The sequence below is a fragment of the Tepidimonas sp. genome (assembly GCF_029335975.1).
Lineage (GTDB): Bacteria > Pseudomonadota > Gammaproteobacteria > Burkholderiales > Burkholderiaceae_C > Tepidimonas.
This window is the reverse complement of sequence record NZ_JARJMT020000074.1, coordinates 1-22,692: the sequence shown is the minus strand read 5'-3', so window position 1 is coordinate 22,692 and position 22,692 is coordinate 1. Positions and strand designations below refer to the sequence as shown.

The window sequence follows — 22,692 nt, the reverse complement described above, 5'->3', positions numbered from 1 at the left end:
TGTTAGGCTTCGGAAGGGGCAAACCCTCAAACGCTCAAAAGGCGTCTTCGGGCATCTCGGCGCAGGTCAGATCGCGCTCACGCACGACCTGCAGCCACGCTGCGGTCTTGGGCAGTTCGTAGTGGAAGAAATACCGGCAGGCCTGCAGTCGTCCGCGGTTGGCGGCATCGTCGCGGCCAGCGGCGGCCAGCGCCACATCCAGCCAGATCCAGGCCAGCATGATGTGACCAAAGGCCTGTAGATACGGTACCGCATTCGCCAGCGCCGACACCGGGTCGCCATCCGCCCAGGCCGCCTGCGTAGCGGCACGGACCGCATCCCAGGCGCGGTGCAGTGCATCCGCGTACACGGCCAGAGCCGACACCCCACGGGCGCGCCCGATGGTGGCGGCGATGCGCGCGCCCAGCAACTGCAGGCCCCGCCCTTCCTCCAGCAACACCTTGCGGCCCAGCAGGTCCAACGCTTGGATGCCGTGCGTGCCTTCGTGGATCATATTGAGGCGGTTGTCGCGCCAGTACTGCTCCACCGGGAAATCGCGTGTGTAGCCATAGCCGCCGTGCACCTGGATGGCCAGGCTGTTGGCCTCCAGGCACCATTCGCTGGGCCAGCTCTTGGCAATCGGGGTCAGCACCTCCAGCAGCAGCCGCGCCTCGTCGGCCGCTGCAGCATCGCCGGTGCGCTGTTCGTCCACCAGGCGCGCGCAGTAGAGCTCCAGCGCCAGCGCACCCTCGCAATAGGCCTTTTGGGCCAGCAGCATGCGCTTGACATCGGCGTGCTCGATGATCCGCACGGGTGGCTGGGCCGGGTCTTTGCCAGCCGGGCCCATCGGGCGCCCCTGCGGGCGGTTGCGCGCGTAGTCCAGACTCGCCAGATAGCCGGCCATGCCGAGCATGGCAGCGGCCATGCCGACCCCGATGCGCGCCTCGTTCATCATGTGGAACATATAGCGCAGACCCTGCCCCGGCTCGCCGACGCGGTAGCCGATGGCGCCGGCACCGCGACCGTCCAAACCCGGGGCACGCACCGGATAGCGGCCTTCACCAAAATTGAGCAAAGTGTTGGTCGTGCCGCGCCAGCCGCATTTGTGGTTCAGACCGGCCAGGGCCACGTCGTTGCGCTCGCCGGTCAATCGGCCCTCGGTATCGACGAGCTTTTTGGGCACGATGAAGAGCGAAATCCCCTTCACCCCCGCTGGCAGCCGACCATCGGGGCCAGGGATCTTGGCCAGCACCAGGTGCACGATGTTCTCGGTCAGCTCGTGTTCGCCAGCCGAAATCCACATCTTGTTGCCGCGCAGTCGGTAGCGGGGCCCCAGGGGATCGGCCTCGTAATCATCGCCGTCGGGCACCGCCCGCGTGGCGATGTCGCTGAGACTGGAGCCGGCTTGCGGCTCGCTCAGGCACATGGTGCCGGAAAAGCGCCCGGCAAACGCGTGCCGCGCGAAGGCGCGGCGCTGCGCTTCGGTCCCGTGCGCCATCAGCAAATTGGCGTTACCTACCGTGAGCATGCCCGCTCCGATGCTGACGGAAGCCGCCGCGAAGAAGGCATTGCCCGCCGCCTCCACCGTGTAGGGCAGTTGCATGCCGCCCATGGCGTAGTCCTGCGCGGCGCTGAGCATGCCGCTGTCGGCGTAGGCACGCCACGCCTCGTGCGTGGCGGCCGGCAGGATCACCCGTTCGCCGTCGAAGCGGGGCTCCTCCGTATCCACCAGCCGGTTGAAGGGCGCATACTTTTCGCGCGCGATACGCTCGCAGGTGTCGAGTACCGCATCGAACGTCTCGCGCGAGTGATCGGCGAAGCGCTCTCGAGTGGTGAGGGTCTGCGCCTGCAGCCACTCGTACAACAAAAAGTCGATGGCTGTACGCAAACCCTGGGTCATCACAGCACCTCGAACACGCCGGCCGCACCCATGCCACCGCCAATGCACATGGTCACACACACGCGTTTGGCACCGCGGCGCTTGCCTTCGATGAGCGCGTGGCCCGTCAGGCGCTGCCCCGATACCCCGTACGGGTGGCCGATGGCGATCGCCCCGCCGTTGACGTTGAGCCGATCGGCCGGGATGCCCAGGCGATCGCGGCAATACAGCACCTGCACCGCAAAGGCCTCGTTGAGCTCCCACAGGTCGATGTCGCCCACCGTCAGGCCCAGCCGGTCCAGCACCTTGGGCACGGCGAAGACGGGACCGATGCCCATCTCATCCGGCTCGCAGCCGGCCACTGCAAACCCCAGAAAGCGGCCCAGCGGCTGCAGCCCCTTGCGCTCGGCCACCTTCTCGTCCATCACCACACAGGCGCCCGCACCGTCGGAAAACTGGCTGGCGTTGCCCGCCGCCACCACGCCGCCGGGCAAGGCCGGCTTGATATTGGCGATGGCCTCCACGGTCGTGCCCTCGCGCAGCCCCTCGTCGCGGGAGACGGTGACCTCGCGCGTGATCAGGCCGCGCTGCTTGTCGTACACCCCCGCGGTGACGGTGATGGGCACGATCTCGTCGTCGAACTTGCCCGCGGCCGCAGCGGCGCATGCCTTTTGCTGGCTGGCCGCACCGTACTCGTCCATCTGCTCGCGCGTGATGCCGTAGCGCTTGGCCACCTGCTCGGCAGTCTGCAGCATGGTCCAGTAGATCTCGGGCTTGCGGGCCACCAAAGCGGGGTCGAACAGCATGTGCTTGTTCATCTCGTTTTGCACGCACGAGATGCTCTCCACCCCGCCAGCGACGTAAATCTCGCCCTCGCCCGCGATGATGCTCTGGGCGGCCAGGGCAATGGTCTGCAGCCCGGAAGAGCAGAACCGGTTGACGGTCAAGCCCGAAACACTGACCGGACAGCCCGCAGCCAGCGCGATCTGGCGCGCGATGTTCATGCCCGTTGCGCCCTCGGGGTTGGCGCAGCCCATGATGACGTCCTCGACCTCGGCAGCGTCGATGCGTGCGCGCTCGATGGCAGCGCGCACCACATGTCCACCCAGCGTGGCCCCGTGGGTCATGTTGAAAGAGCCTTTCCAACTTTTGGCCAGCGGCGTGCGGGCGGTCGAAACGATGACAGCTTTGCTCATTTTCAATTCTCCGGAAGTGCGGCTGGTCTCAGGCGGCGGCAAAACCCTTGCCTTCGGCAACCAGGCGGACGATCAGCGGCGCGGGCTGCCAGAAAGCGGCATCGTCGTGCGGGTTCTTGGCAAAGCGCTTCATCGCCTGCACCACATTGAACAGGCCAAATTGCTCGGCATAGTGCATCGGCCCGCCGCGCCAGGCCGGAAAACCGTAGCCGGTCAGGTACACCATGTCGATGTCGCTGGCGCGCGCGGCGATTTTTTCCTCCAGGATGTGCGCGCCCTCGTTGACCAGCGCGAACACCAGCCGCTGCACGATCTCCTCGTCGCTGATCTTGCGCGGGGTGATACCCCGCTCCTTGCGGTAATCCTCGATCATCTGGTTGACGACCGGGCTGGGAATGGCATCGCGCTTGCCCGGCTGGTAGTCATACCAGCCCGCACCGGTCTTTTGGCCAAAGCGCCCCATCTCGCACAGGCGATCGGCGATCGGCGAGTAGCGCAGGTGGGGTTTTTCCACATAACGGCGTTTGCGGATGTACCAGCCCACGTCGTTGCCAGCCAGGTCACCCATGCGGAATGGCCCCATCGCAAAGCCAAACTTCTCGATCGCGCGGTCCACCTGCTCGGGCGTGCAGCCCTCCTCCAGCAAAAAGCCGGCCTGGCGGCTGTACTGCTCGATCATGCGGTTGCCGATGAAGCCGTCGCACACGCCGCTGACGACGCAGGTCTTTTTGATCTTCTTGCCCAGGGCCATCACGGTGGCCAGCACATCCTTCGCGGTGGCTGCCCCACGCACCACCTCCAGCAGCTTCATGACGTTGGCCGGGCTGAAGAAATGTGTGCCGATCACATCCTGCGGCCGTTTGGTGAAGGCGGCAATCTTGTTGACGTCCAGCGTCGAGGTGTTGGTGGCCAGGATCGCGCCCGGCTTCATCACGACGTCGAGCCGCTCGAACACCTGGCGTTTGACCTCCAAGTCCTCGAACACCGCCTCGATGACGATATCGGCATCGCGGATGTCGTCGTACGACAGCGTCGTGCGCAGCAGGCCCAGGCGCTGCTCCATCTGCTCGGGCTTGAGCTTGCCCTTCTTGATCTGCCCTTCGTACACCGAACGGATGTGGGCCACGCCGCGGTCGAGCGCCTCTGGTTTGGTCTCCAGAATCGTCACTGGCAGTCCGATGTTCAGGAAGTTGATCGAAATACCGCTGCCCATGGTGCCCGCCCCGATCACGGCGACCTGGCGGATTTCGCGCTGCGGCGTGTCCTCGGGCACATCGGCGATCTTGCTGGCGGCACGCTCGGCCACGAACAGATAGCGCAGCGCCATGCTCACCGGGGTGTTCATCAGGTTGACGAAGATCTCGCGCTCATGCGCCAGCCCATCGTCGAACCGCTGGGTCGTGGCCGCCTGCACGGCGTCGATGCACTTGAGCGGCGCCGGGTAGTGCTTGGCCTGCGCGCCTACCATGTTGCGCGCGAACTGGAAATAAGCGTCGCCCTGTGGATGCCGACACGGCAGGTGGCGCACCAGCGGCAGCGGTGCGCCCGTGGCATGCTGCGCTGCCACCTCGCGCGCCAAGGCCAGCGCCTCATCCAGCAGCGACGCCGCCGAGGTCGCCATGCGGTCGAACAGCTTCTGTCCCGGCAGGCTCGCGAGCAGCTCGCTCGCCACCGGCTCGCCGCTGACGATCATGTTGAGCGCCGCCTCCACCCCAATGACACGCGGCAGGCGCTGCGTGCCGCCCGCGCCGGGGATCAGGCCGAGCTTCACCTCCGGCAGCGCCACCTTGGTGCCTGGCGCGGCGATGCGGTAGTGCGCGCCCAGCGCCAGCTCCAGCCCACCACCCATACAGACGCTGTGGATGGCCGCCACAACCGGCTTGGCCGAATGCTCCAGCGCCAGAATCAGGCTCAGCAGATTCGGGTCCTGGTAGGCCTTGGGCGAGCCGAACTCTTTGATGTCCGCCCCGCCCGAGAAGGCCTTGCCGGCCCCAGTCAGCACGATGGCGCGCACGCCAGAATCCTCGTTCGCACGGTCCAGCCCTTGAGCGATGGCTTGGCGGGTAGACGAGCCCAGCCCGTTGACGGGCGGGTTGTCCAGGGTGATTACGGCCACGTCGCCGTGGACCTGGTAATGAGCGGTCATGGTGCCTCCTCGAAAGCGATGACAGACAAAACTGAACGATCGTTCGGTTTTGAGGAATTTTAGGTCGCCAGTGGCCCGCCGCCCACCACCGGGTGTCGCGTGTTTGTCTGCTGACTGTGAGCTCAGCCCACCTCCAGCCACTCCTTGCGCACATAAGGGTTGGCCTGGAGCTCCTCGGGCGTGCCATCGAAGACGATGCTGCCGTGCCCCATGACCAGCGCACGGTCCGAAATCTGCAAGGCAATCGTCAACTTCTGCTCGATCAGCAGCACCGACACCCCTTTGGCCTTGAGCGTGCGCAGATACTCGGCGACCAGCTCGACGATCTTGGGCGCCAACCCTTCGGTGGGCTCGTCGATGATGATGAGGTCCGGATCCCCCATCAGCGTGCGGCAGAGGGTAAGCATCTGCTGCTCGCCGCCGGACATCACCCCCGCCTCCGTGTGCTGACGCTCCTTCAGGCGCGGGAACATCGCGTACATGTCGTCAAAACTCCAGCGACCGCCCTTGCCGGCACGCTTCTGCCCCAGCATCAGGTTTTGGTGCACGGTCAGCTTGGGGAAGATGTCGCGGCTCTCGGGCACATAGCCGATGCCCAGATGGGCCACCTCATAGGGCTTGAGGCCAGTGATGCGTTGGCCCTTCCAGCGGATGTCACCCTCGGCGTCCACCAGGCCCATGATGGCCTTGGCCGTGGTCGAACGGCCCGAGCCGTTGCGCCCCAGCAGCGCCACGATCTCGCCGGGCGCCACCTTGAAATGCACACCGTGGAGCACGTGGCTCTTGCCGTAGAAGGCGTGGAGGTTGTCGATTTCGAGCATGGTGGAGCGAAGGGGGTTGCGGCGCCGCGTCGCGGCTCAGTGCGCGGCTTCGGCGGCCTGCTGCTCGGCCAGCACCGAGCCCAGGTAGGCCTCTTGCACGCGCGGATTGTTCTTGACCGCCTCGGGCGTGTCGAAGGCGATCACCTCGCCATACACGACGACGGCGATGCGGTCGGCCAAACCGAACACGACACCCATGTCATGCTCCACGGTCAGCAGCGTCTTGCCCTGCGTCACCTCGCGGATGAGCTCGATGAAGCGCCGCGTCTCGCTCTTGCTCATGCCCGCGGTGGGTTCGTCGAGCAAGATCACGTTGGCACCACCGGCGATGGTGATGCCGATCTCCAGCGCGCGCTGCTCGGCATAGGTCAGGTTCATCGCCAGGGTGTCACGCTTTTTGTGCAGCCCAATGCGATCCAGCAGTTGCTCGGCGCGCTCATTGGCATCGTCCAAATCGGCCAGAAACCTCAGAAAGGTATAGCGGTAGCCCAGGCTCCACAGCACCCCGCAGCGCAGATTCTCGAATACGCTGAGCTTGGGGAAGATGTTGGTGATCTGAAAGCTGCGACTCAGCCCCAACCGGTTGATCTGAAAAGGCTTTTTGCCGTCGATGCGCTGGCCGTTGAGTAGGATCTCGCCGCTGGAGGGCTCGAAGCGCCCGCTGATCAGGTTGAACAGCGTGGACTTGCCGGCGCCGTTGGGCCCGATGACCGCGACGCGCTCGCCGGCGCGCACCGCCAGATTGGCGCCGCGGATGATTTCGGTCTTGCCAAAGCGCTTCCAGACGTTGCGCAGCTCCAGCACAGGGATGTCCAAGGGGTTGGGGGTGGGATGCATGTCAGGCCATCTCCCGCCGTTTGATTTCCTTTTCGATGTCGATCTGAATCTCGCTCCAGTGCTCGCGGAACTGCCGGCGTGTCACCTCGAACAGGCCGATGCCCGTCAGCATCACGAACACCGAGCCAAACCAGCTCTCGAGCGCTGCGGTGTTGAGCATCGCGCCCAAGTACTTCACCTCGGGGCCGATCGCCGCATTGAGCTGCAGGTGGTACACCATCTCGATGACGCCGCCCGCCCCCAACAGGGCCACCAGCCCCGTCACGGCCAGGGCCAGGTAGCTGACCCACAGCTCGCGCAGCCGACCAAACGCTGCCACCCGCAGATTCATCATGATCAGGCTGGCGATGCCACCCGGCGCATACATCACCATGAACAAAAACACCAGCCCCAGGTACAGCAGCCAGGCTTTCGTCAGCTCGGACAGCAGCACGAGCGCCAGCACCATCAGCACGCCGCCGATGATGGGCCCGAAGAAAAACGTCGCCCCGCCCAAAAAGGTGAACAGCAAATAGGCGCCCGATCGCACCGGCCCCACCACCTCGGCCGTGACGATCTCGAACTGGATCGCACCCAAGCCGCCCGCGATGCCGGCGAAGAATCCGGCAATCATGAACGCCAGGTAGCGCACGACCTGGGTGTTGTAGCCGATGAACTCCACCCGCTCCGGGTTGTCGCGCACGGCATTCAGGATGCGCCCGAGCGGTGTGCGGGTAAAGGCGTACATGGCCGCCACGCACACAAAGGTGTAGATGGCGATGAGGTAGTACACCTGCACCGCTGGGCCGAAGGTGATGCCCAGCACCGGGTCGCCGACCACGCGGTTTGCGCTGATACCCGCCTCGCCTCCGAAGAAATCCGAAAACATCAACGACAGTGCGAACACCAGCTCGCCCACACCGAGCGTGATCATGGCAAAAGGGGTACCCGACTTTTTGGTGGTGACGTAGCCAAAAAGCATGGCGAAGAAAAGGCCCGCCACGCCCCCGATCAGCGGTATCAGCGACACCGGCACCGCCATTTCCCCTGCGGACACCTTGAGCAGCGTGTGGATGGCCACGTAAGCGCCCAGCCCGCTGTAGACCGCATGGCCGAAGCTGAGCATGCCGCCTTGGCCGAGCAGCAGGTTGTACGACAGGCAAGCGATGATGGCGATGCCCATCTGCGCCAACATGCTGATCGACAGGTTGCTGGTAAACACCTGCGGCGCCAACAGCAGCACCAGCGCAAACAGGGTCCAGATGATCCAGCGCCCGACGTTGTAGGGCTTGAACTGGTAGTAAGCCTTGCTCATGGTTCTCGCCTCACAGGGATCAGTGGTCGCGCGTACCCAACAATCCCTTGGGACGGAAGATCAGAATCAGCACGAGGAACAGATAGGGCAGCACCGGCGCCACCTGTGACAGCGTCAGCCGCAGGAAATCCTTGTGGCGCATCGACTCCGACAGGGCCAGGCCCAGCCCCTCCAGCAGCGACCCGATCGAGTGGTCCATCGCCACTGCGAAGGTCTGGATCACGCCAATCAGCAGCGACGCGAGAAAGGCCCCAGGCAACGACCCCAGACCGCCAATCACCACCACCGCAAACACCAGCGAACCCAGCGTCGCCGCCATGGCCGGCTCCGTCACGAAGGTGCTGCCACCGATCACGCCGGCCAGACCCGCCAGCCCCGTGCCGGCCCCGAACACCATCATGAACACGCGCGGCACGTTGTGCCCCAGCGCCTCCACCATGTGCGGGTGACTCAGCGCCGCTTGGATGACCAGCCCCACACGGGTGCGGGTGATGAGCAGCCACAAGCCAACCAGCATCCCCACCGCCACCAGCATCATGAAAGCCCGCGTGGCCGGGAACGGCGTGCACACCGCGCCTTGGCACAACTCCGCCGCCGCGCGCCCCCAGGTGAAAGCCATCGTGTCCTGCGCTGTGTGGATGAGGGTGAAGGCGGGCCCCTGAAGGAGCTCTGGCGGGCGGAAATCGACTGCCGTGCGGCCCCAGACGAGCTGCACCAGCTCCAGCACCACGTACGACAAGCCAAAGGTGATCAACAGCTCCGGCACATGGCCAAATTTGTGCACCTTGCGCAGGCTGTACTTCTCGAACAGCGCCCCGGCCACCCCGACCAGCACGGGGCTGATCAGCAGCGCCGGCCAAAAACCCAGGACACCGGACAGGGAATAACCGAAGTACGCCCCTAACATGTAAAAGCTCGCATGGGCGAAATTGAGCACCCCCATCATGGAAAAGATCAGGGTCAGTCCGGAGCTGAGCATGAACAGCAGCAGCCCATAGCTCACCCCGTTGAGCAGGGAAACGATGACGAATTCCATGGCAGGAGCTTCACATCAAAGGGTCGATGGAAGGCGGCGGTGGACAACAGTCCAGCACGCCCCCTTTCGCTTCAGTTGGGCCGCTGCATGGCGCAACTGGTGGGCGTGCTGGAGACGTAGGCGGGAAACTCTTTGACCAAGGCCAGGGTCATCCCGGTGTTCTCCACACTGTAGGTCAGAGTTTTTCCGTCCAGCTTCTGCCAACGGGTGATGTAGAGGGGCTGCTGCAACTGGTGATCAGTCTTGCGCATTTCTACTTCGCCATTGTAGCTGACGAATTTCAGCCCTTCCAGCTCCTTTGCGACCTTGACCGGATCGGTGGACTTGGCTTTGGCCATGGCCTCGCTCAGCGCGCGGTAAATGTGAATGACGGATCCGGTGTAGAAATCGGCATTGAATTTCTTTTGAAATTCCTCCTGCCATTTCTGGATATCGCCGCCCATGTGATAGTGGTTGTACGACACCTGGTAGACCTTGCCTTCGGCCTGAACCCCCAAGGCCGTCGGCGTTCCGCTCACCCCGGCGTAGTAGGTGTAGAACTTGCCGGTGTATCCCCCTTCGACAGCGGCTTTGACCAGCAGCGCCAGATCAGAGCCCCAGTTGCCCGTGATGACCGTATCCGCACCGGATGCCTTGATCTTGGCAATGTAGGGCGCAAAATCGCGCACCTGTGCCAGCGGGTGCAAATCCTCGCCGACGATTTGGACATCCGGTCGTTTGCGGGCCAGCAGTTCCTTGGCGTATTTCGCCACTTGGTGGCCGTGTGAATAGTTTTGGTTGAGCAGATAAACCTTCTTGATGTCGGGCTGGTCCTTCATGAAGGTGGTCAGCGCCTCCATCTTCATCGAGGTGTCGGCGTCAAAGCGGAAATGCCAATAGTTGCACTTGCTGTTGGTGAAGTCGGGATCGACCGCCGAGTGGTTGAGGAAGACGACTTCTTTGCCTGGATTGCGCGCGTTGTGCCGTGCTACCGCTTCGATCAGCGCACCGGCCACCGACGAGCCATTGCCCTGCGTGATGTAGCGGATGCCCTGGTCGATAGCGGACTGCAGCGCCGTCAGGGTCTCGGAGGGGCTGAGTTTGTTGTCAAACGCCACCACCTCCCACTTGACGCCCGCCGGGTTGTACGGGTTGGGGCCGCTGAATTTTTCGGCGAAGAACTGGAAGCTCTTGACCTGATTGGAGCCCACCGGCGCCATCAAGCCCGACAGTGGGTCGATCCAGGCGATCTTGACGGTCTGCCCCGCCAGCGGGGCGTTCGCCGCGGCGGAGGCCTGCTCACGCTTGGCCTGACGCGCATTCTGCGCTTGCGCCACGCCGGTCAGTGCCAGGCCAACCATGGCGATCACCGTCAGGGTCTTGAATGCGAACTTCATGCGCTTGTCTCCTTTTATGGGTGGTGAAACGGAATCGAGCTTAGCCGTCTGTTGCCGCACACCGTTCAGGGAAACCCCGCAGACGGATCACCTTGGCGACTGTCATCGGGGTGACACTCATACATCGCGGCGGGGCGAGTGACTCAAAGCCCTGGCAGGCGATAGTCGGCCAGCATTTCGCGCAGTTTGACCTTTTGCATCTTGCCGGTGGCACCCAGCGGGATCGCATCGACGAACACCACATCATCGGGGATCTGCCACTTGGCGAGCTTGCCCTCGTAAAACGCCAGCAACTCCTCGCGCGTGACCTCGGCGCCCGGTTTTTTGACCGCGACGACAATCGGGCGTTCGTCCCACTTGGGATGTTTGACGCCGATACAGGCCGCCATCAGGATCGCCGGGTGGGCCATGGCGATGTTCTCGACGTCGATCGAGCTGATCCACTCGCCGCCCGACTTGATGACGTCCATGCTGCGGTCGGTGATCTGCATGTACCCGTCGGCGTCGATGGTGGCCACGTCACCGGTCGGAAACCACCCGTCCACCAGCGGGCTCGGCTTGTCGCTGCGGTAGTAGTCGCGGATCACCCAGGGGCCGCGCACCATGAGTTCGCCCTGGGTCACACCGTCCCACGGCAGCTCGCGCCCGTCGGCATCGACGATCTTCATGTCGATGCCAAAGATCGCCCGCCCCTGCTTGAGGCGGATCTTCATCTGCTCCTCCTCAGGCAGCGCCAGGTGTTTGTTCTTCAGCGTGCACAGCGTGCCCAGTGGGCTCAACTCCGTCATGCCCCAGGCGTGCAGCACCTCCACACCGTACTGCTCGCGAAAGGCGCTGATCATCGCCGGCGGACAGGCCGAGCCGCCGATGACCGTGCGCTTGAGTGCCGGCAAGCGCAATCCGTGCGCCCCCATGTGGGCCAGCAGCATCTGCCAAACGGTCGGCACGCCAGCGGCAAAGGTCACCCGCTCGGACTCCAGCAACTCGTAGACCGATTTGCCGTCGAGCTGCCCGCCGGGAAACACCAGCTTGCACCCGATGGCCGCCGCCGAGTACGGGATGCCCCAGGCATTGACATGGAACATCGGCACCACGGGCAGCACGGCGTCGCGCGCGCTCAGACACATCACATCTGGCAGCGCCGAGGCGTAGGCATGCAGGATGGTGGATTTGTGGCTGTACAGCGCCGCCTTCGGGTGCCCGGTGGTGCCACTGGTGTAGCACATGCTGCTGGCCGTGTCGTCGGAAAAGCGCGGCCAGTCGTAGGTACTTGGATGGGGGTCAATCCACGACTCGTAGCTGACCAGGTTGGGAATAGTGCCATCCGCCGTCAGCCGCGCCAGGTTTGCGTCGTCGCACAGCGCCACCCAGCGCTGGACGGTCGGGCATTTGTCGTGAATGCCCTTGACGATGGGCCAGAACGTCATGTCGAACGCCAGCACGCGGTCTTCGGCGTGGTTGACGATCCAGGCGATCTGCTCGGGCAGCAGCCGCGGGTTGATGGTGTGCAGCACCCGGCCGGAGCCGCTGATGCCAAAGTACATTTCGAAGTGCCGATAGCCGTTCCAGGCCAGGGTGGCCACCCGCTCGCCAGGGCCGATGCCCATCGCATCCAGGGCGCGCGCCAGTTGGCGGGCACGCCCTGCGGCCTCGCCGTAGGTCGTGCGGTGGATGTCACCCTCGACGCGGCGCGAGACGATCTCGACATCGCCGTGGTGGCGTGCGGCGTGTTCGATCAGATCTGAAATGAGCAAAGGGCGGTCTTGCATCAAGCCCAGCATGGAAGGCTCTCCTCGTGAAACGGGTGGTTGAGACAGCACCAAAATTGCGCTGACCCGTTAAGCTTACGACTATCGCAAGCCGGCCTCGCCCCCGTCCTCCTGACAAACCCGCAGACCCCACACAATTTGTCGCCTCTCCGACAGCCCCGACACGCAGCCACTGCCACCGCCCGCCATGACCCTCGACGCCCGCAGTCCCGCCCGTGTATTTCTGTCCCAGCAGCCGTGGTTCGGGTCGCTGGAGGGCAGCATGCGGCAGACACTGGTCGACACCATGCTCATGCAGCGGGCCAGCCGGGGCGAGCTGCTGATCCGCCGGGGCACGCCGGTGGATGCTTGGTGGGCGGTGCTGTCGGGCATGGCCAAATTGCAGACCGAGGGCCCCGACGGCCGCATATCGGCCTTTCTGGGCGTGCCTGCGGGTGATTGGTTTGGCGAGGGCACGGTACTCCATGGCGGCCTGTGGCGCTACGATGTGGTAGCGCTGCGCGACACCACCCTGATCGGGATGCCACTGCCCCATTTCCAAACGCTCTATCGCACCAGCCTGCCGTTCAACCACTACCTCATCGAGCGGCTGAACCTGCGGCTGGGGCAAGCCATGACCGCCATCGAAGCCGGTCGGCTGCGCTCGCCCGAGGAACGGGTGGCACAGTACCTGACCATGTTCTGCGGCGCGGGCGTGCGCAAAATCACCCTGTCTCAAGAGGACTTGGGCCATCTTGCCGGCCTGTCGCGGCAGACCATCAACCGGGTGCTCAAGGCGTTCGAGGCGAACGGCTGGATTTCGTTGGAGTTCAGTCGGGTCGATGTGCTTCAGCCCGACGCGCTGCAGACGCTGCTCGTCCACAGCGGGTAAGCCTCCCGCACGCGCCGCGCCGGCGATGGCCCGTATCGGATAATGCGACCGCTTCTGCTCGAAGGATGACCATGGAATTCCCCCTGGCAAAGACCGACGATGAGTGGCGCGAGCTGCTGCGTGCCAAGATCGACCGAGGCGAGGCCGAGCCGCTGGCCTTCGAGGTGACGCGCCGCGCCGCGACGGAGCGCCCCTTCAGCGGCCGCTACGAGACCTGGTGGCAACCCGGCCGCTACCACTGTGTCGCTTGCGGCACCCACCTGTTCGACAGCGACACCAAATTCGACGCCGGCTGCGGCTGGCCCAGCTTCTGGCGGGCACGCCCGGGCGCCATCGTGGAACGGCTGGACCGCAGCCACGGCATGGTCCGCATCGAAACGCTGTGTGCCGGCTGCGGCGCCCACCTGGGTCATGTGTTCGATGACGGCCCTCCGCCGACGGGCCTGCGCTTTTGCATGAACTCGGCCGCGTTGCAATGGCTTGCACTGTAAGCCCGCAGCTGTACCACTGAGCCGCCATAATCTACCCATGCGTTTGCTGATCGACTTTTTTCCGATCGCGCTCTTCTTCGTCGCCTACAAGTGGCACGGCATCTATGCGGCCACCGCTGTGCTGATGGTCGCCACTGTGGTGCAGATGGGCCTGATCTATGCCATTGACCGCCGCCTGCAAACCGTGCAGAAGGTCACCCTGGCGCTGGTGCTGGTGTTTGGGGCCCTCACCCTGGCGCTGCAAGACGAGCGCTTCATCAAATGGAAGCCAACCGTGCTCTACGGCGCCATGGCGCTGGCGCTGGCGGCGGCTCTGTGGATTTGGAAAAGAAACATGCTCCAGCTGCTGCTGGGCAGCCAGCTCAAATTGCCGGCGCCCGTGTGGTCGCGCCTTACCCTGGCCTGGATTGGCTACTGCGGATTCATGGCGGCCATCAACGCCTACGTCGCGGCGTATTTTTCCACCGATGCGTGGGTGGACTTCAAACTTTGGGGCTACGTATTTCCGGTGCTGTTTTTGGTCGGCCAAGGCTTCTACGTCGCCCGCCATCTTGGGGACGATACTGCATGACAACCACTGACGCTTGGCCCACCGCCGACAGCATGGCGCAAGCCCTGCGCGCCGCCCTGTCCCCCACGCGCCTGGAAGTCATCGACGAAAGCGCAGCCCATGCCGGCCACGCGGGGGCCAACGGCCTGGGCCACGGTACGCATTTTCGGGTACGCATCGCGGCCCCTGCCCTGGCTGGGCTCAACCGGGTGGCCGCCCACCGGCTTGTGTATGATGCGCTGCAGCCTGCATTTGCGGCAGGCCTGCACGCGCTGACCGTCGAGGTGCTGCGCGATTGATGGTCGTCGCCGCGCCGTGGGTTTTCTCCTAGGCTCCCATTTCTCTGTCGGATACCTCTCCCATGAACAATGTGTTGTCGCGCGTGGCCATCGCCACGAGCCTGGCGCTCGGGCTGGCCATGCCCGCTCTGGCCCAAAATGTCGCCATCGTCAACGGCAAGCCTGTGCCTCTGGCGCGGCTCAAGGCGCTCGAGCAACAAGTCGCCCGCACGGGGCGGCCGGTGGATGATGCCGTGCGTCAACAATTGCGCGAAGAAGCCATCCTGCGCGAGATCTTCGTGCAAGAGGCTGACAAGCGCGGCCTGCGCAGCTCGCCTGAGGTCAAGGCCCAACTCGAGCTGGCCACCCAGACGATATTGATTCGCGAACTGTTCGCCGACTACCAGCGCCGCCACCCCGTGACGGACGCCGACCTCCAGGCCGAATACGAGCGCCTCAACGCCACCAGCGGGCAGGAATACCGGACGCGGCACATCCTGGTCAGCAGCGAGGACGAAGCCAAAGCCATCATCGCAGAACTGGCCAAGGGCGCGCGCTTCGAGGAGCTGGCCAAGCAGCGCTCCAAAGACCCCGGCTCCGGCGCCAACGGCGGGGACCTCGATTGGGCCACGCCGGACATGTTCGTACCGGAGTTCTCGCAAGCCATGGTCAAGCTGGCCAAAGGCGAGACGACCTCGACCCCGGTCAAGACTTCCTTTGGTTGGCACGTGATCCGCGTCGATGATGTGCGCAAGGCGCAACTGCCCCCGCTGGAGGACATCAAGCCGCAGCTTCAGCAGCAATTGCAACAGCAGCGCCTGGCGGAGTTCCAGGAATCGCTGCGCAGCAAGGCCAAGGTGCAATAAGACCCCAGTTCCGCCTCCGCGGGGGTCAATCCCCGCGGTTGGGGGGTGTCTGGTCGACCTGCGGCACCGACCACAACGCCAAGGCGGACTGGGCCACTGGGTACAACCCGTATAGCACCGATATCGCCACGGCGGACGAGGCGTCGTACCCCAGGGGGACCAAGGTGGCGATGGCCGCGGCCTCGCGCGTGCCCCAGCCGCCAAACCCAACAGGCAACGTGGCCAACACAAAGATCGGGACTGCTGCGACGGCCAGTGCCTGCCAGGGCAATGGTGCACCGATGGCCAGCGCGCCGCAGTACAGGGCCGTCACCGACGCGGTCTGCACGACCAGCGACCCCGCCATCTGGCGCGCGCAGTGCCGCCCTGGCTGGTGGCTCGCCAGCCGGTGCCACCACCGCAACGCCGGCCGCCGCAGTACTGCCCGGCCCGCCAACCATCGGGGCGTCGCGCGCAGCGCTGCGTACGGCAAAACCGCCATCCCGACCGCAGCGCCGACCGCCAGCACGGCCAGCACCCCGGCCGGCGCCAGCCCCATCCGTTGGGCCACAGCAAGCCAGCCTGTCGTCTGCGTCCACCACCATTCCGCGCCCAGGGCCACCCCCCCCAGAATGGCCAGACCCCACAGGCCACTCACGCGATCCAGCACCACGGATACCCCAGCCTCCAACACGGGCATCCCACGCCGGTGCAGGCTCCAGGCCCGCAGCATATCGCCGCCCACCACGGCCCCAGGCAACACGACGTTGGCCGCCACCCCGCGGAAATACACCGGTACGGCCCACGACAGCGGAGCCGAGTGGCCTAGCCATGCGGCCAGATCGCGCCAGCGCCAGGCCGATGCGACATTGCCCAGCGTGCTGCTCAACAGACCCGCCAGCACCCAACCGGGGTCCGCCTGCGCCAGCATCGACAGCACCCGATCGGGCCGCACCCACGCCAGAATGGCCCCGAGCAGTGCCACTGCGACCAGGACGCGCCACAGCCGCCGCCCGCGCGGGGCCGGTTGCCGGGCTTGCACACCGCTCATGTGCGACGATCACCGGTGGCCGATCCCGGCAAATCGCGAGTGTGGTACTGGGGCCGTCCGGATCCCTCGTGATAAATGCGGATCAGCAACTCCCCTGTCAATCCGGCGACGATGAGCTGCGCCCCCATCAAAACGGCCATCACCCCCACCACCAACAGCGGCCGACCGCCGATGTCCTCCCCCATCAGCTTGACAGTCGCCAGATACAGCAGGATCAGCCCGCCAGGCACCAACAGCCACAGCCCCAGCCCGCCAAACGCGTGCAGCGGCCGCTGCCGGTAGCGCAGAAAGAACACGATCAGCACCAGATCCAGGATGACCCGAAAGGTGCGATCGATGCCGTACTTGGATTGGCCGCGCGTGCGCGGATGGTGGCGCACGGGCATCTCCTCGATGCGGGCGCCGACTTCTCGAGCCAAAGAAGGGATGAAGCGGTGCAATTCACCATACAGGTGGATGCGCTCGATGATTTCGCGCCGATAGGCTTTGAGCGCGCAGCCATAGTCGTGCAGGCGCACATTCGTCGCCCACGAGATGAGCCGGTTGGCCAGCAGCGATGGCAAGCGCCGCGACAGAGCCTTGTCTTGGCGTTGGTGTCGCCAGCCTGAGATCATGTCCACCGAGGGGTCCGTCTCCAGCCGTTCAATCATCGCCGGGATATCCAGCGGGTCGTTCTGCAAATCGCCATCCAGGGTCACGATGTAGCGGCCACGCGCGCGCTCGAATCCGGCCTGCAGCGCAGTTGACTGGCCATAATTGCGCGCCAGGACGACTGGCCGCAACCACGCGTGGACAGCGGCCAGTTCGGCCAGTATCTGCGGGCTGCCGTCGCGCGAGCCGTCGTCCACACAAATCAGCTCGAACGACCACGGGGTGGTTTGCAGAGCCTGCCCCACCCGGGCCACCAGCTCGTGCAGATTCTCCCGCTCGTGATAGACAGGTATCACCACGGAAATATCGGGTGCAACCCCGCTGGGCTGGATAGATGCGAGGGGACTCGGAGAGCTGTCGATCGGCATGCGGTGCAGTCAGGTAAAGCAGCCAAGTGGAGCGACGGTGCTGCGCCCGGCGCGCCTCAAAAGTCACCGCATTGGAGTCACCGGTGTCTATACTACATCCCGTCTTCTGCATGCTATTGGGCACTCGACGCAACCCCGTGCGATGGTCCACCATGGACGCCTGCCCGGGCCGCATGTGTTCCCTATCCGATTCTTTCATGTCCGCCATCGCTCTGCCCTCCTCCCACCCCCTGCGCATCACGGTCGTTGGCGCCGGCTACGTCGGCCTGGCCAACGCGCTGCTGCTGGCGCAACACCATCTCGTCACAGTGCTGGATATCGACCCGCGGCGCGTGGCAGCGCTGCAGGAGCGCCGCCCGCCGGTTCACGATGCGCTGGCCGAGCACTGGCTGCGCGAGCGCCGCGACCTGCAACTTGCGGCCACCACCGACACCGCGCAGGCCTTGAGCAACGCCGATGTCGTCGTCATCGCCACCCCCACCGACTACGATCCGCTCACCAACGCTTTCGACACCTCCAGTGTCGATGCGGTGGCGGCCCAGGCGCTGGCCGCCCACCCCAGCAGCACACTCGTCATCAAGTCCACCGTGCCGGTGGGCTTTACCGCGCGGCTGCGCCAGCGCCACGGCACCGACCGCATCGTCTTCTCGCCCGAATTCCTGCGCGAGGGCCGCGCGCTGGAAGACAACCTTTCCCCCAGCCGCATCGTCGTCGGCGATCGCGGCCCGCGCGGGCAGCTCATCGCCGACCTGCTGCGCCAGGGCTGCCGCGCCCCCGATCGCATCCCGATGCTGCTGACCGACCCGACCGAGGCCGAAGCGATCAAGCTGTTTGCCAACACCTATCTGGCCATGCGCGTGGCCTTTTTCAATGAGCTGGACACCTACGCCGCCACGCACGGGCTGGATACGCGCCAGATCATCGACGGCGTGTGCTTGGACCCGCGCATCGGCGCCGGCTACAACAACCCGAGCTTCGGCTACGGCGGCTACTGCCTGCCCAAGGATACCAAGCAGCTGCTGGCCAACTACCGTGACGTGCCGCAAAACCTCATTGCCGCCATCGTCTCGGCCAACGCCACGCGCAAGGACTTCATCGCCGATGACGTACTGCGTCGGCTGCAGACGCTCGCCCCTGCAGGCGGGCGCGCTCCGGTGGTCGGTGTCTACCGCCTCGTCATGAAGCAGGGCTCCGACAACTTCCGCGCCTCGGCCATTCAGGGCGTCATGAAGCGCCTCAAGGCCAAAGGTGTGCCGGTGATCGTCTATGAGCCGGCTTACGACGGAGACGACTTCTATCGCTCACCGGTGCTCAAGGACCTGTCCGCCTTCAAGGTGCAGGCCGACCTGATCTTGGCCAACCGCCACCACCCAGATCTGGCCGATGTGGCCGAGCGCGTCTACACCCGCGACCTGTTTGGAGGGGATGCATGAGGGTCTTCATCACCGGCACCGCCGGCTTCATCGGCTTTCACCTGGCGCGGCTGCTGCTGGCCGAAGGCCACACGGTGCACGGCTTTGATGGCCTGACCGACTACTACGATGTGCGCCTGAAACAGCGCCGCCACGCCCTGCTGCGCGAATATCCCGCCTTCACCGCCAGCGAAGCCCTGCTCGAGGACCTGCCGGCACTGCAAGCAGCAGCCTGCGCTGCGCAGCCCGACGTCATCGTGCACCTGGCGGCGCAAGCCGGCGTGCGCTACAGCCTAGAAAACCCGCGCGCCTACATCGACGCCAACCTGGTGGGCACCTTCCATGTTCTGCAGATCGCTCAACAGCTCAAGCCACGTCATTTGCTCATGGCCTCCACCAGCAGCGTGTATGGGGCCAACGACACGCTGCCCTTCGATGAACAGCAAAAAACCGACTGGCCTTTAACCTTGTACGCGGCGACCAAAAAAGCCAACGAAGCCATGAGCCATGCCTGGGCGCATATTTATGGCGTGCCCACCACCCTGTTTCGCTTCTTTACCGTCTACGGCCCGTGGGGGCGGCCCGACATGGCGCTGTTCAAATTCACCCAGGGGATTTTGGACGGCAAACCCATCGATATTTACAACGATGGCCAGATGTGGCGCGACTTCACCTACGTCGATGACCTGGTGCGCGCCATCCGCTTGCTGATCGACGCCGCGCCGCCCGTGCCCGAGGCCCGCCGGCCCGAAGCGGGCTGGCAGCCCATCGAAGGCGACACCTTGAGCCCCGCCGCGCCGTGGCGGGTCGTCAACATCGGCAACTCGGACAAGGTGCGTCTGCTGGACTTCGTCGAGGCGATCGAAGCCGAGTTAGGCCGCCCCGCCCAGCGCCGCTACCTGCCGATGCAGACCGGTGATGTGCCCGCCACTTGGGCCGACTGTACACTGCTCAAACGTCTGACCGGCTATGCGCCAAGCACGCCGTTTCGCGAGGGCGTGGCACGGTTTGTGCGGTGGTATCTCGAGGAACAAACCGAGCGGCCAAGCCCCACCCCGCGAGGCTCGCCACCATGCCCCTCCAAGCCTGCAGCTGTGACCTGAAAACCGGCTTCGGCGGGCTCAGCGGGCTGGAATGGTCAACAATGGCGCAGCCGGGGTCTCACCCGTCTCCGCCAACGAACTAAACATTGCAAGAAACCGGAAACTGCGCTTGGAATCGAGATCGGTATCATCGATCCAATACCACCGGTTGCGATAAAAGACTGCGGTATAGGCGTCTACGGGCCGCTCCATGCTACTCTTGACGCGCAAGCCACACAGGCCCACGCCCTGCTGCACGGTGGAGAAACCGACGTCTTTGCCGATGCAGCTTACCGCGGTGTGGACAGGCGCGAAGGAGTCCAGGCCCGACACCCTGGGGTGAACTGGCACATCGCCATGATGCCTGGCCAGAGACGGGCCATGCACAAGAGCACGCCCATGGGGGCGCTCATCGAGCGACTCGATTTTCGTGGTCCGCCAAATGCCAGCCTTTTTTGTTGCCCGCGCTCTCGTTGGAGCCCGCAAGCTGGGACGCGAGGGTCAGCGTACCCCACCGGTTTGAGAATTTCAGCGTCGACCCATCCATCGATGCCTGCATACCAATTCGGCGCGAAGCGGTAGGACAAGCCCGTGCGCAGCCGCGGCGCGATGGTGTATTCGGTTTACCCGCCCCTCGGTTTCCACGATTCGGCCTCGAGCTCGAAGTTGGTGAGCCAGGTCAGCTGATCGTCGAGAAAGGGCTTTTGAAAAATGACCTTGCCTTCCATTTCAAACCCCTTGCCTTTTTCGCCGGTGATGGCGTCGACGCTGCTGTAACCGATTTCCCCGTAGAGCGCGAGGCCGATCTCGTCCTTGTAAGGCGAGAGCAGCATCTTCTTGGCTTCGAGTGAAAAACCACTCATGCGGAAACGGCTCAGGTCGCCAATGATTTCCAGCTCGTCCAACGGACCGGCACACCCATCTTCGCCACAGCTGTAGTGGTGGCGATAGCCGTTCAAATAGCCCGCGAGGGACAAGCTGTCGCTCACACCGTACTCATACTCCGCCCGAAGGTCCTGACGCGCATAGCTCCCGCGGCGCTTGCCGCCATGGTATGTGATCCAGACACAGGCTTCGGCTGCGCCTTTGGGAAGGGTTTCGGCGCCAACCGTGTAGCCGAGCACATTCTCGTCGGCATGGGCGGGCAGAGCGACGGCGGTCAAAACAGAGGCCATGACCAGGGCGTAACGTGCGCGCATTGAATTTCTCCTGAAGTTCGAATGCTGGCTTGCCCATGCGACGGGCTGGCGGGCGGGTTGATGAGCAGTTGGACACTAATGAAACGCTGAAGAAATCTGCTGCGCGGTCGCATGGCTACGTTGCGCCCGCGCAGCAATTTGTTCAGCGTTTCCAAAGCGAGACCAGAGGACAAAGGGCGTGATGCGTCACCGAGCGGGTCGACACACCGCCCGAGCATCGGCGATGGGGTCAATGCGGGCAGGACGATCTCCTTCCAACGGGCGAGCAGTGGCACCGCGACGATGACCGGCCGCACCAGCAGATCCCGCACTCCGCCGGTGCGCCGATTCATCATGGTTTGCACCGCCGCCTGGCCTTCTTCAAGGGTGGAATGTCGACACTGCCCGCAGTGCCAATTCCCACGTCTGGTAGGCGCAACGCCGTCACGCCGAGTGCGGCTAGTGCTTGGCCGGCCAAGGCCTGACAACGCCCTTGCCGGTGCGCTCATTTGGTCAGGGTCAGCTTGTTCTGACGCGTGAGGCGCAGTCGGTGCTCTTGGCCGTCATGCTGGATGAAGATCTCGCGGCGACCTTGGAACAGGTCGCGCGCGACGCGAACCAGCGGTTTTTGTAGCAGGGCCTCCGAACCGGGCACGCGCATGGCCGATCGATTGACAGGTGTGGGGATCAAGATTACCTTTCGACAAATAGGCCAAGTTCAAGGGATGCGCTCGCTGGCGGCGGCTGGCGAACGCGCTGCTTGGAGCGAATGATAACTATTCGCATTTCATATCGCAAATTTCCCTTCCTGTCCAAGGGGTTTGCGGTTTGAATGCGATCGATTATCGTTTGCGTCAGACGAATCGCTCGCTGCTTGCGCGATGCGCGCCCCATCTCACCGGGTCATCAAGGTCGGCTTGAACGGCGATGTGCCTGCGGCGAGGTGCTGCATCGCGGCTTCCGCCCACCGTTTGCCCTTGTGCCGCCAACGCTGCCGAGGGAGCGATGGATTGCGGCCTCGGGCCAAGGGCGTCATCGGGTCCACGCCGGATGCGCACCAGCCCCGCCCCAAGCGAGCCGATCGTCTTTCACCCACTTTCCCAACCCGCGCGAAGGAGAGCGCCATGAGCATCGACAAGGATCAAGTCATCAACACCCTCAACCGCATCATGGAACTGGAGCTGGCTGGCGTCGTGCGCTACACCCACTACGCCCTGATGGTCTATGGCTTCAACCGCATCCCCATCGTGCATTGGCTGGAGCAAAACGCCGAGGAAAGCCTGAAACACGCCCGCATGGCTGGCGAGCTGGTGACCTGGCTGGGCGGACACCCTTCACTGGCCATCGGCCCGTTGCTGGAAACCCACCGTCATGACATCGGAGACATCCTGCGCGAATCCCTGGAGCTGGAAGGGGACGCCCTCAAGGCTTACTACGCCCTGCTGGATTTGGTCAAGGATCGGGATGTGCGCCTTGAGGAATACGCGCGCGACATGATTGCCGAGGAAGTTGCCCACCGCGATGAGGTGGACAAAATGTTGCGGCGCGCCGGCCAGACCGAGGCCTATTCGCAGTGACCATC

At 64.4% G+C, this 22,692-nt stretch carries 22 protein-coding genes and 1 pseudogene; 9 read left to right on the top strand and 14 right to left on the bottom strand.

Annotated elements, in window-relative coordinates:
* Positions 1–34: 34 nt before the first annotated feature.
* The 9 genes from P3W97_RS04125 to P3W97_RS04085 all read right to left on the bottom strand — a co-directional run bounded on the left by P3W97_RS04125 (position 35) and on the right by P3W97_RS04085 (position 12,345).
* Positions 35–1,879, bottom strand: a complete 1,845-nt coding sequence (locus P3W97_RS04125) for an acyl-CoA dehydrogenase (protein WP_300844043.1) — start codon at positions 1,877–1,879, stop codon at positions 35–37.
* Positions 1,879–3,054, bottom strand: a complete 1,176-nt coding sequence (locus P3W97_RS04120) for an acetyl-CoA C-acyltransferase (RefSeq protein ID WP_300844040.1) — start codon at positions 3,052–3,054, stop codon at positions 1,879–1,881. Before P3W97_RS04120 ends, P3W97_RS04125 begins: the two co-directional genes overlap by 1 nt.
* A 28-nt stretch (positions 3,055–3,082) precedes the next feature.
* Positions 3,083–5,200 carry a 3-hydroxyacyl-CoA dehydrogenase NAD-binding domain-containing protein gene (locus tag P3W97_RS04115; RefSeq protein ID WP_300844039.1) on the bottom strand — a complete coding sequence of 706 codons (2,118 nt, stop codon included), beginning with the start codon at positions 5,198–5,200 and terminating at the stop codon, positions 3,083–3,085.
* 122 nt (positions 5,201–5,322) lie between these two features.
* Complete coding sequence (locus P3W97_RS04110) at positions 5,323–6,021, bottom strand: ABC transporter ATP-binding protein (RefSeq protein WP_300844037.1); 699 nt, start codon at positions 6,019–6,021, stop codon at positions 5,323–5,325.
* A gap of 36 nt (positions 6,022–6,057) precedes the next feature.
* The gene (locus P3W97_RS04105) at positions 6,058–6,858 is read right to left on the bottom strand and encodes an ABC transporter ATP-binding protein (protein ID WP_300844035.1); all 801 of its coding nucleotides are present in this window, start codon (positions 6,856–6,858) and stop codon (positions 6,058–6,060) included.
* Position 6,859: 1 nt separating this feature from the next.
* Positions 6,860–8,152 carry a branched-chain amino acid ABC transporter permease gene (locus P3W97_RS04100; protein WP_300844033.1) on the bottom strand — a complete coding sequence of 431 codons (1,293 nt, stop codon included), beginning with the start codon at positions 8,150–8,152 and terminating at the stop codon, positions 6,860–6,862.
* A 19-nt stretch (positions 8,153–8,171) separates the two neighbouring features.
* Positions 8,172–9,188: a branched-chain amino acid ABC transporter permease gene (locus P3W97_RS04095; protein ID WP_300844031.1), complete on the bottom strand. Its 1,017-nt coding sequence runs from the start codon at positions 9,186–9,188 to the stop codon at positions 8,172–8,174.
* A gap of 71 nt (positions 9,189–9,259) precedes the next feature.
* A complete protein-coding gene (locus tag P3W97_RS04090; protein WP_300844029.1) occupies positions 9,260–10,564 on the bottom strand; it encodes a branched-chain amino acid ABC transporter substrate-binding protein in 1,305 nt (434 codons plus the stop codon).
* 143 nt (positions 10,565–10,707) lie between these two features.
* Positions 10,708–12,345 carry a 3-(methylthio)propionyl-CoA ligase gene (locus tag P3W97_RS04085; RefSeq protein WP_300844028.1) on the bottom strand — a complete coding sequence of 546 codons (1,638 nt, stop codon included), beginning with the start codon at positions 12,343–12,345 and terminating at the stop codon, positions 10,708–10,710.
* Positions 12,346–12,520: 175 nt separating this feature from the next.
* Here P3W97_RS04085 and P3W97_RS04080 point away from each other — a divergent pair, with 175 nt between their 5' ends.
* The 5 genes from P3W97_RS04080 (at position 12,521) to P3W97_RS04060 (ending at position 15,389) form a co-directional block, all read left to right on the top strand.
* Positions 12,521–13,204 carry a Crp/Fnr family transcriptional regulator gene (locus tag P3W97_RS04080; RefSeq protein WP_300844026.1) on the top strand — a complete coding sequence of 228 codons (684 nt, stop codon included), beginning with the start codon at positions 12,521–12,523 and terminating at the stop codon, positions 13,202–13,204.
* Positions 13,205–13,275: 71 nt separating this feature from the next.
* Positions 13,276–13,695, top strand: a complete 420-nt coding sequence (msrB, locus tag P3W97_RS04075; protein WP_300844024.1) for a peptide-methionine (R)-S-oxide reductase MsrB — start codon at positions 13,276–13,278, stop codon at positions 13,693–13,695.
* A 37-nt stretch (positions 13,696–13,732) separates the two neighbouring features.
* Positions 13,733–14,266 carry a septation protein A gene (locus tag P3W97_RS04070; protein WP_300844022.1) on the top strand — a complete coding sequence of 178 codons (534 nt, stop codon included), beginning with the start codon at positions 13,733–13,735 and terminating at the stop codon, positions 14,264–14,266.
* Entirely contained in the window at positions 14,263–14,544 is a 282-nt protein-coding gene (locus tag P3W97_RS04065; RefSeq protein ID WP_300844020.1) for a BolA family transcriptional regulator, read from the top strand. The genes P3W97_RS04070 and P3W97_RS04065 overlap by 4 nt, the downstream gene beginning before the upstream one ends.
* A gap of 62 nt (positions 14,545–14,606) precedes the next feature.
* Complete coding sequence (locus P3W97_RS04060; protein ID WP_300844018.1) at positions 14,607–15,389, top strand: peptidylprolyl isomerase; 783 nt, start codon at positions 14,607–14,609, stop codon at positions 15,387–15,389.
* 25 nt (positions 15,390–15,414) lie between these two features.
* Here P3W97_RS04060 and P3W97_RS04055 read toward each other — a convergent pair whose 3' ends face one another.
* Together P3W97_RS04055 and P3W97_RS04050 are read right to left on the bottom strand one after the other, a co-directional pair.
* On the bottom strand, positions 15,415–16,419 hold the full coding sequence (locus P3W97_RS04055; RefSeq protein ID WP_300844016.1) for a lysylphosphatidylglycerol synthase transmembrane domain-containing protein: 1,005 nt from the start codon (positions 16,417–16,419) through the stop codon (positions 15,415–15,417).
* Positions 16,416–17,438, bottom strand: coding sequence for a glycosyltransferase family 2 protein (locus tag P3W97_RS04050; RefSeq protein ID WP_300844014.1), 1,023 nt, complete (start codon positions 17,436–17,438; stop codon positions 16,416–16,418). The genes P3W97_RS04055 and P3W97_RS04050 overlap by 4 nt, the downstream gene beginning before the upstream one ends.
* A gap of 230 nt (positions 17,439–17,668) precedes the next feature.
* On the opposite strand from P3W97_RS04050, the gene P3W97_RS04045 reads away from it, so the two are divergent.
* From P3W97_RS04045 to P3W97_RS04035, 3 genes and pseudogenes are all read left to right on the top strand, one after another.
* Positions 17,669–18,871: a nucleotide sugar dehydrogenase gene (locus P3W97_RS04045; protein WP_300844067.1), complete on the top strand. Its 1,203-nt coding sequence runs from the start codon at positions 17,669–17,671 to the stop codon at positions 18,869–18,871.
* Positions 18,868–19,953: an NAD-dependent epimerase/dehydratase family protein gene (locus tag P3W97_RS04040; protein ID WP_300844012.1), complete on the top strand. Its 1,086-nt coding sequence runs from the start codon at positions 18,868–18,870 to the stop codon at positions 19,951–19,953. The genes P3W97_RS04045 and P3W97_RS04040 overlap by 4 nt, the downstream gene beginning before the upstream one ends.
* 213 nt (positions 19,954–20,166) lie before the next feature.
* A pseudogene (locus tag P3W97_RS04035) lies at positions 20,167–20,358 on the top strand (IS5/IS1182 family transposase); the annotation flags it as partial.
* 197 nt (positions 20,359–20,555) lie between these two features.
* On the opposite strand, the gene P3W97_RS04030 reads toward P3W97_RS04035, so the two are convergent.
* The 3 genes from P3W97_RS04030 to hemP form a co-directional block, all read right to left on the bottom strand.
* Positions 20,556–21,131, bottom strand: a complete 576-nt coding sequence (locus P3W97_RS04030; RefSeq protein ID WP_300844010.1) for a DUF6662 family protein — start codon at positions 21,129–21,131, stop codon at positions 20,556–20,558.
* A complete protein-coding gene (locus P3W97_RS04025; RefSeq protein ID WP_300844008.1) occupies positions 21,092–21,475 on the bottom strand; it encodes a hypothetical protein in 384 nt (127 codons plus the stop codon). The genes P3W97_RS04030 and P3W97_RS04025 overlap by 40 nt, the downstream gene beginning before the upstream one ends.
* Positions 21,476–21,615: 140 nt before the next feature.
* Entirely contained in the window at positions 21,616–21,771 is a 156-nt protein-coding gene (gene hemP / locus P3W97_RS04020) for a hemin uptake protein HemP (RefSeq protein WP_300844006.1), read from the bottom strand.
* Positions 21,772–22,234: 463 nt separating this feature from the next.
* Here hemP and P3W97_RS04015 point away from each other — a divergent pair, with 463 nt between their 5' ends.
* Entirely contained in the window at positions 22,235–22,687 is a 453-nt protein-coding gene (locus tag P3W97_RS04015; protein ID WP_300844004.1) for a ferritin-like domain-containing protein, read from the top strand.
* Positions 22,688–22,692 lie beyond the last annotated feature (5 nt).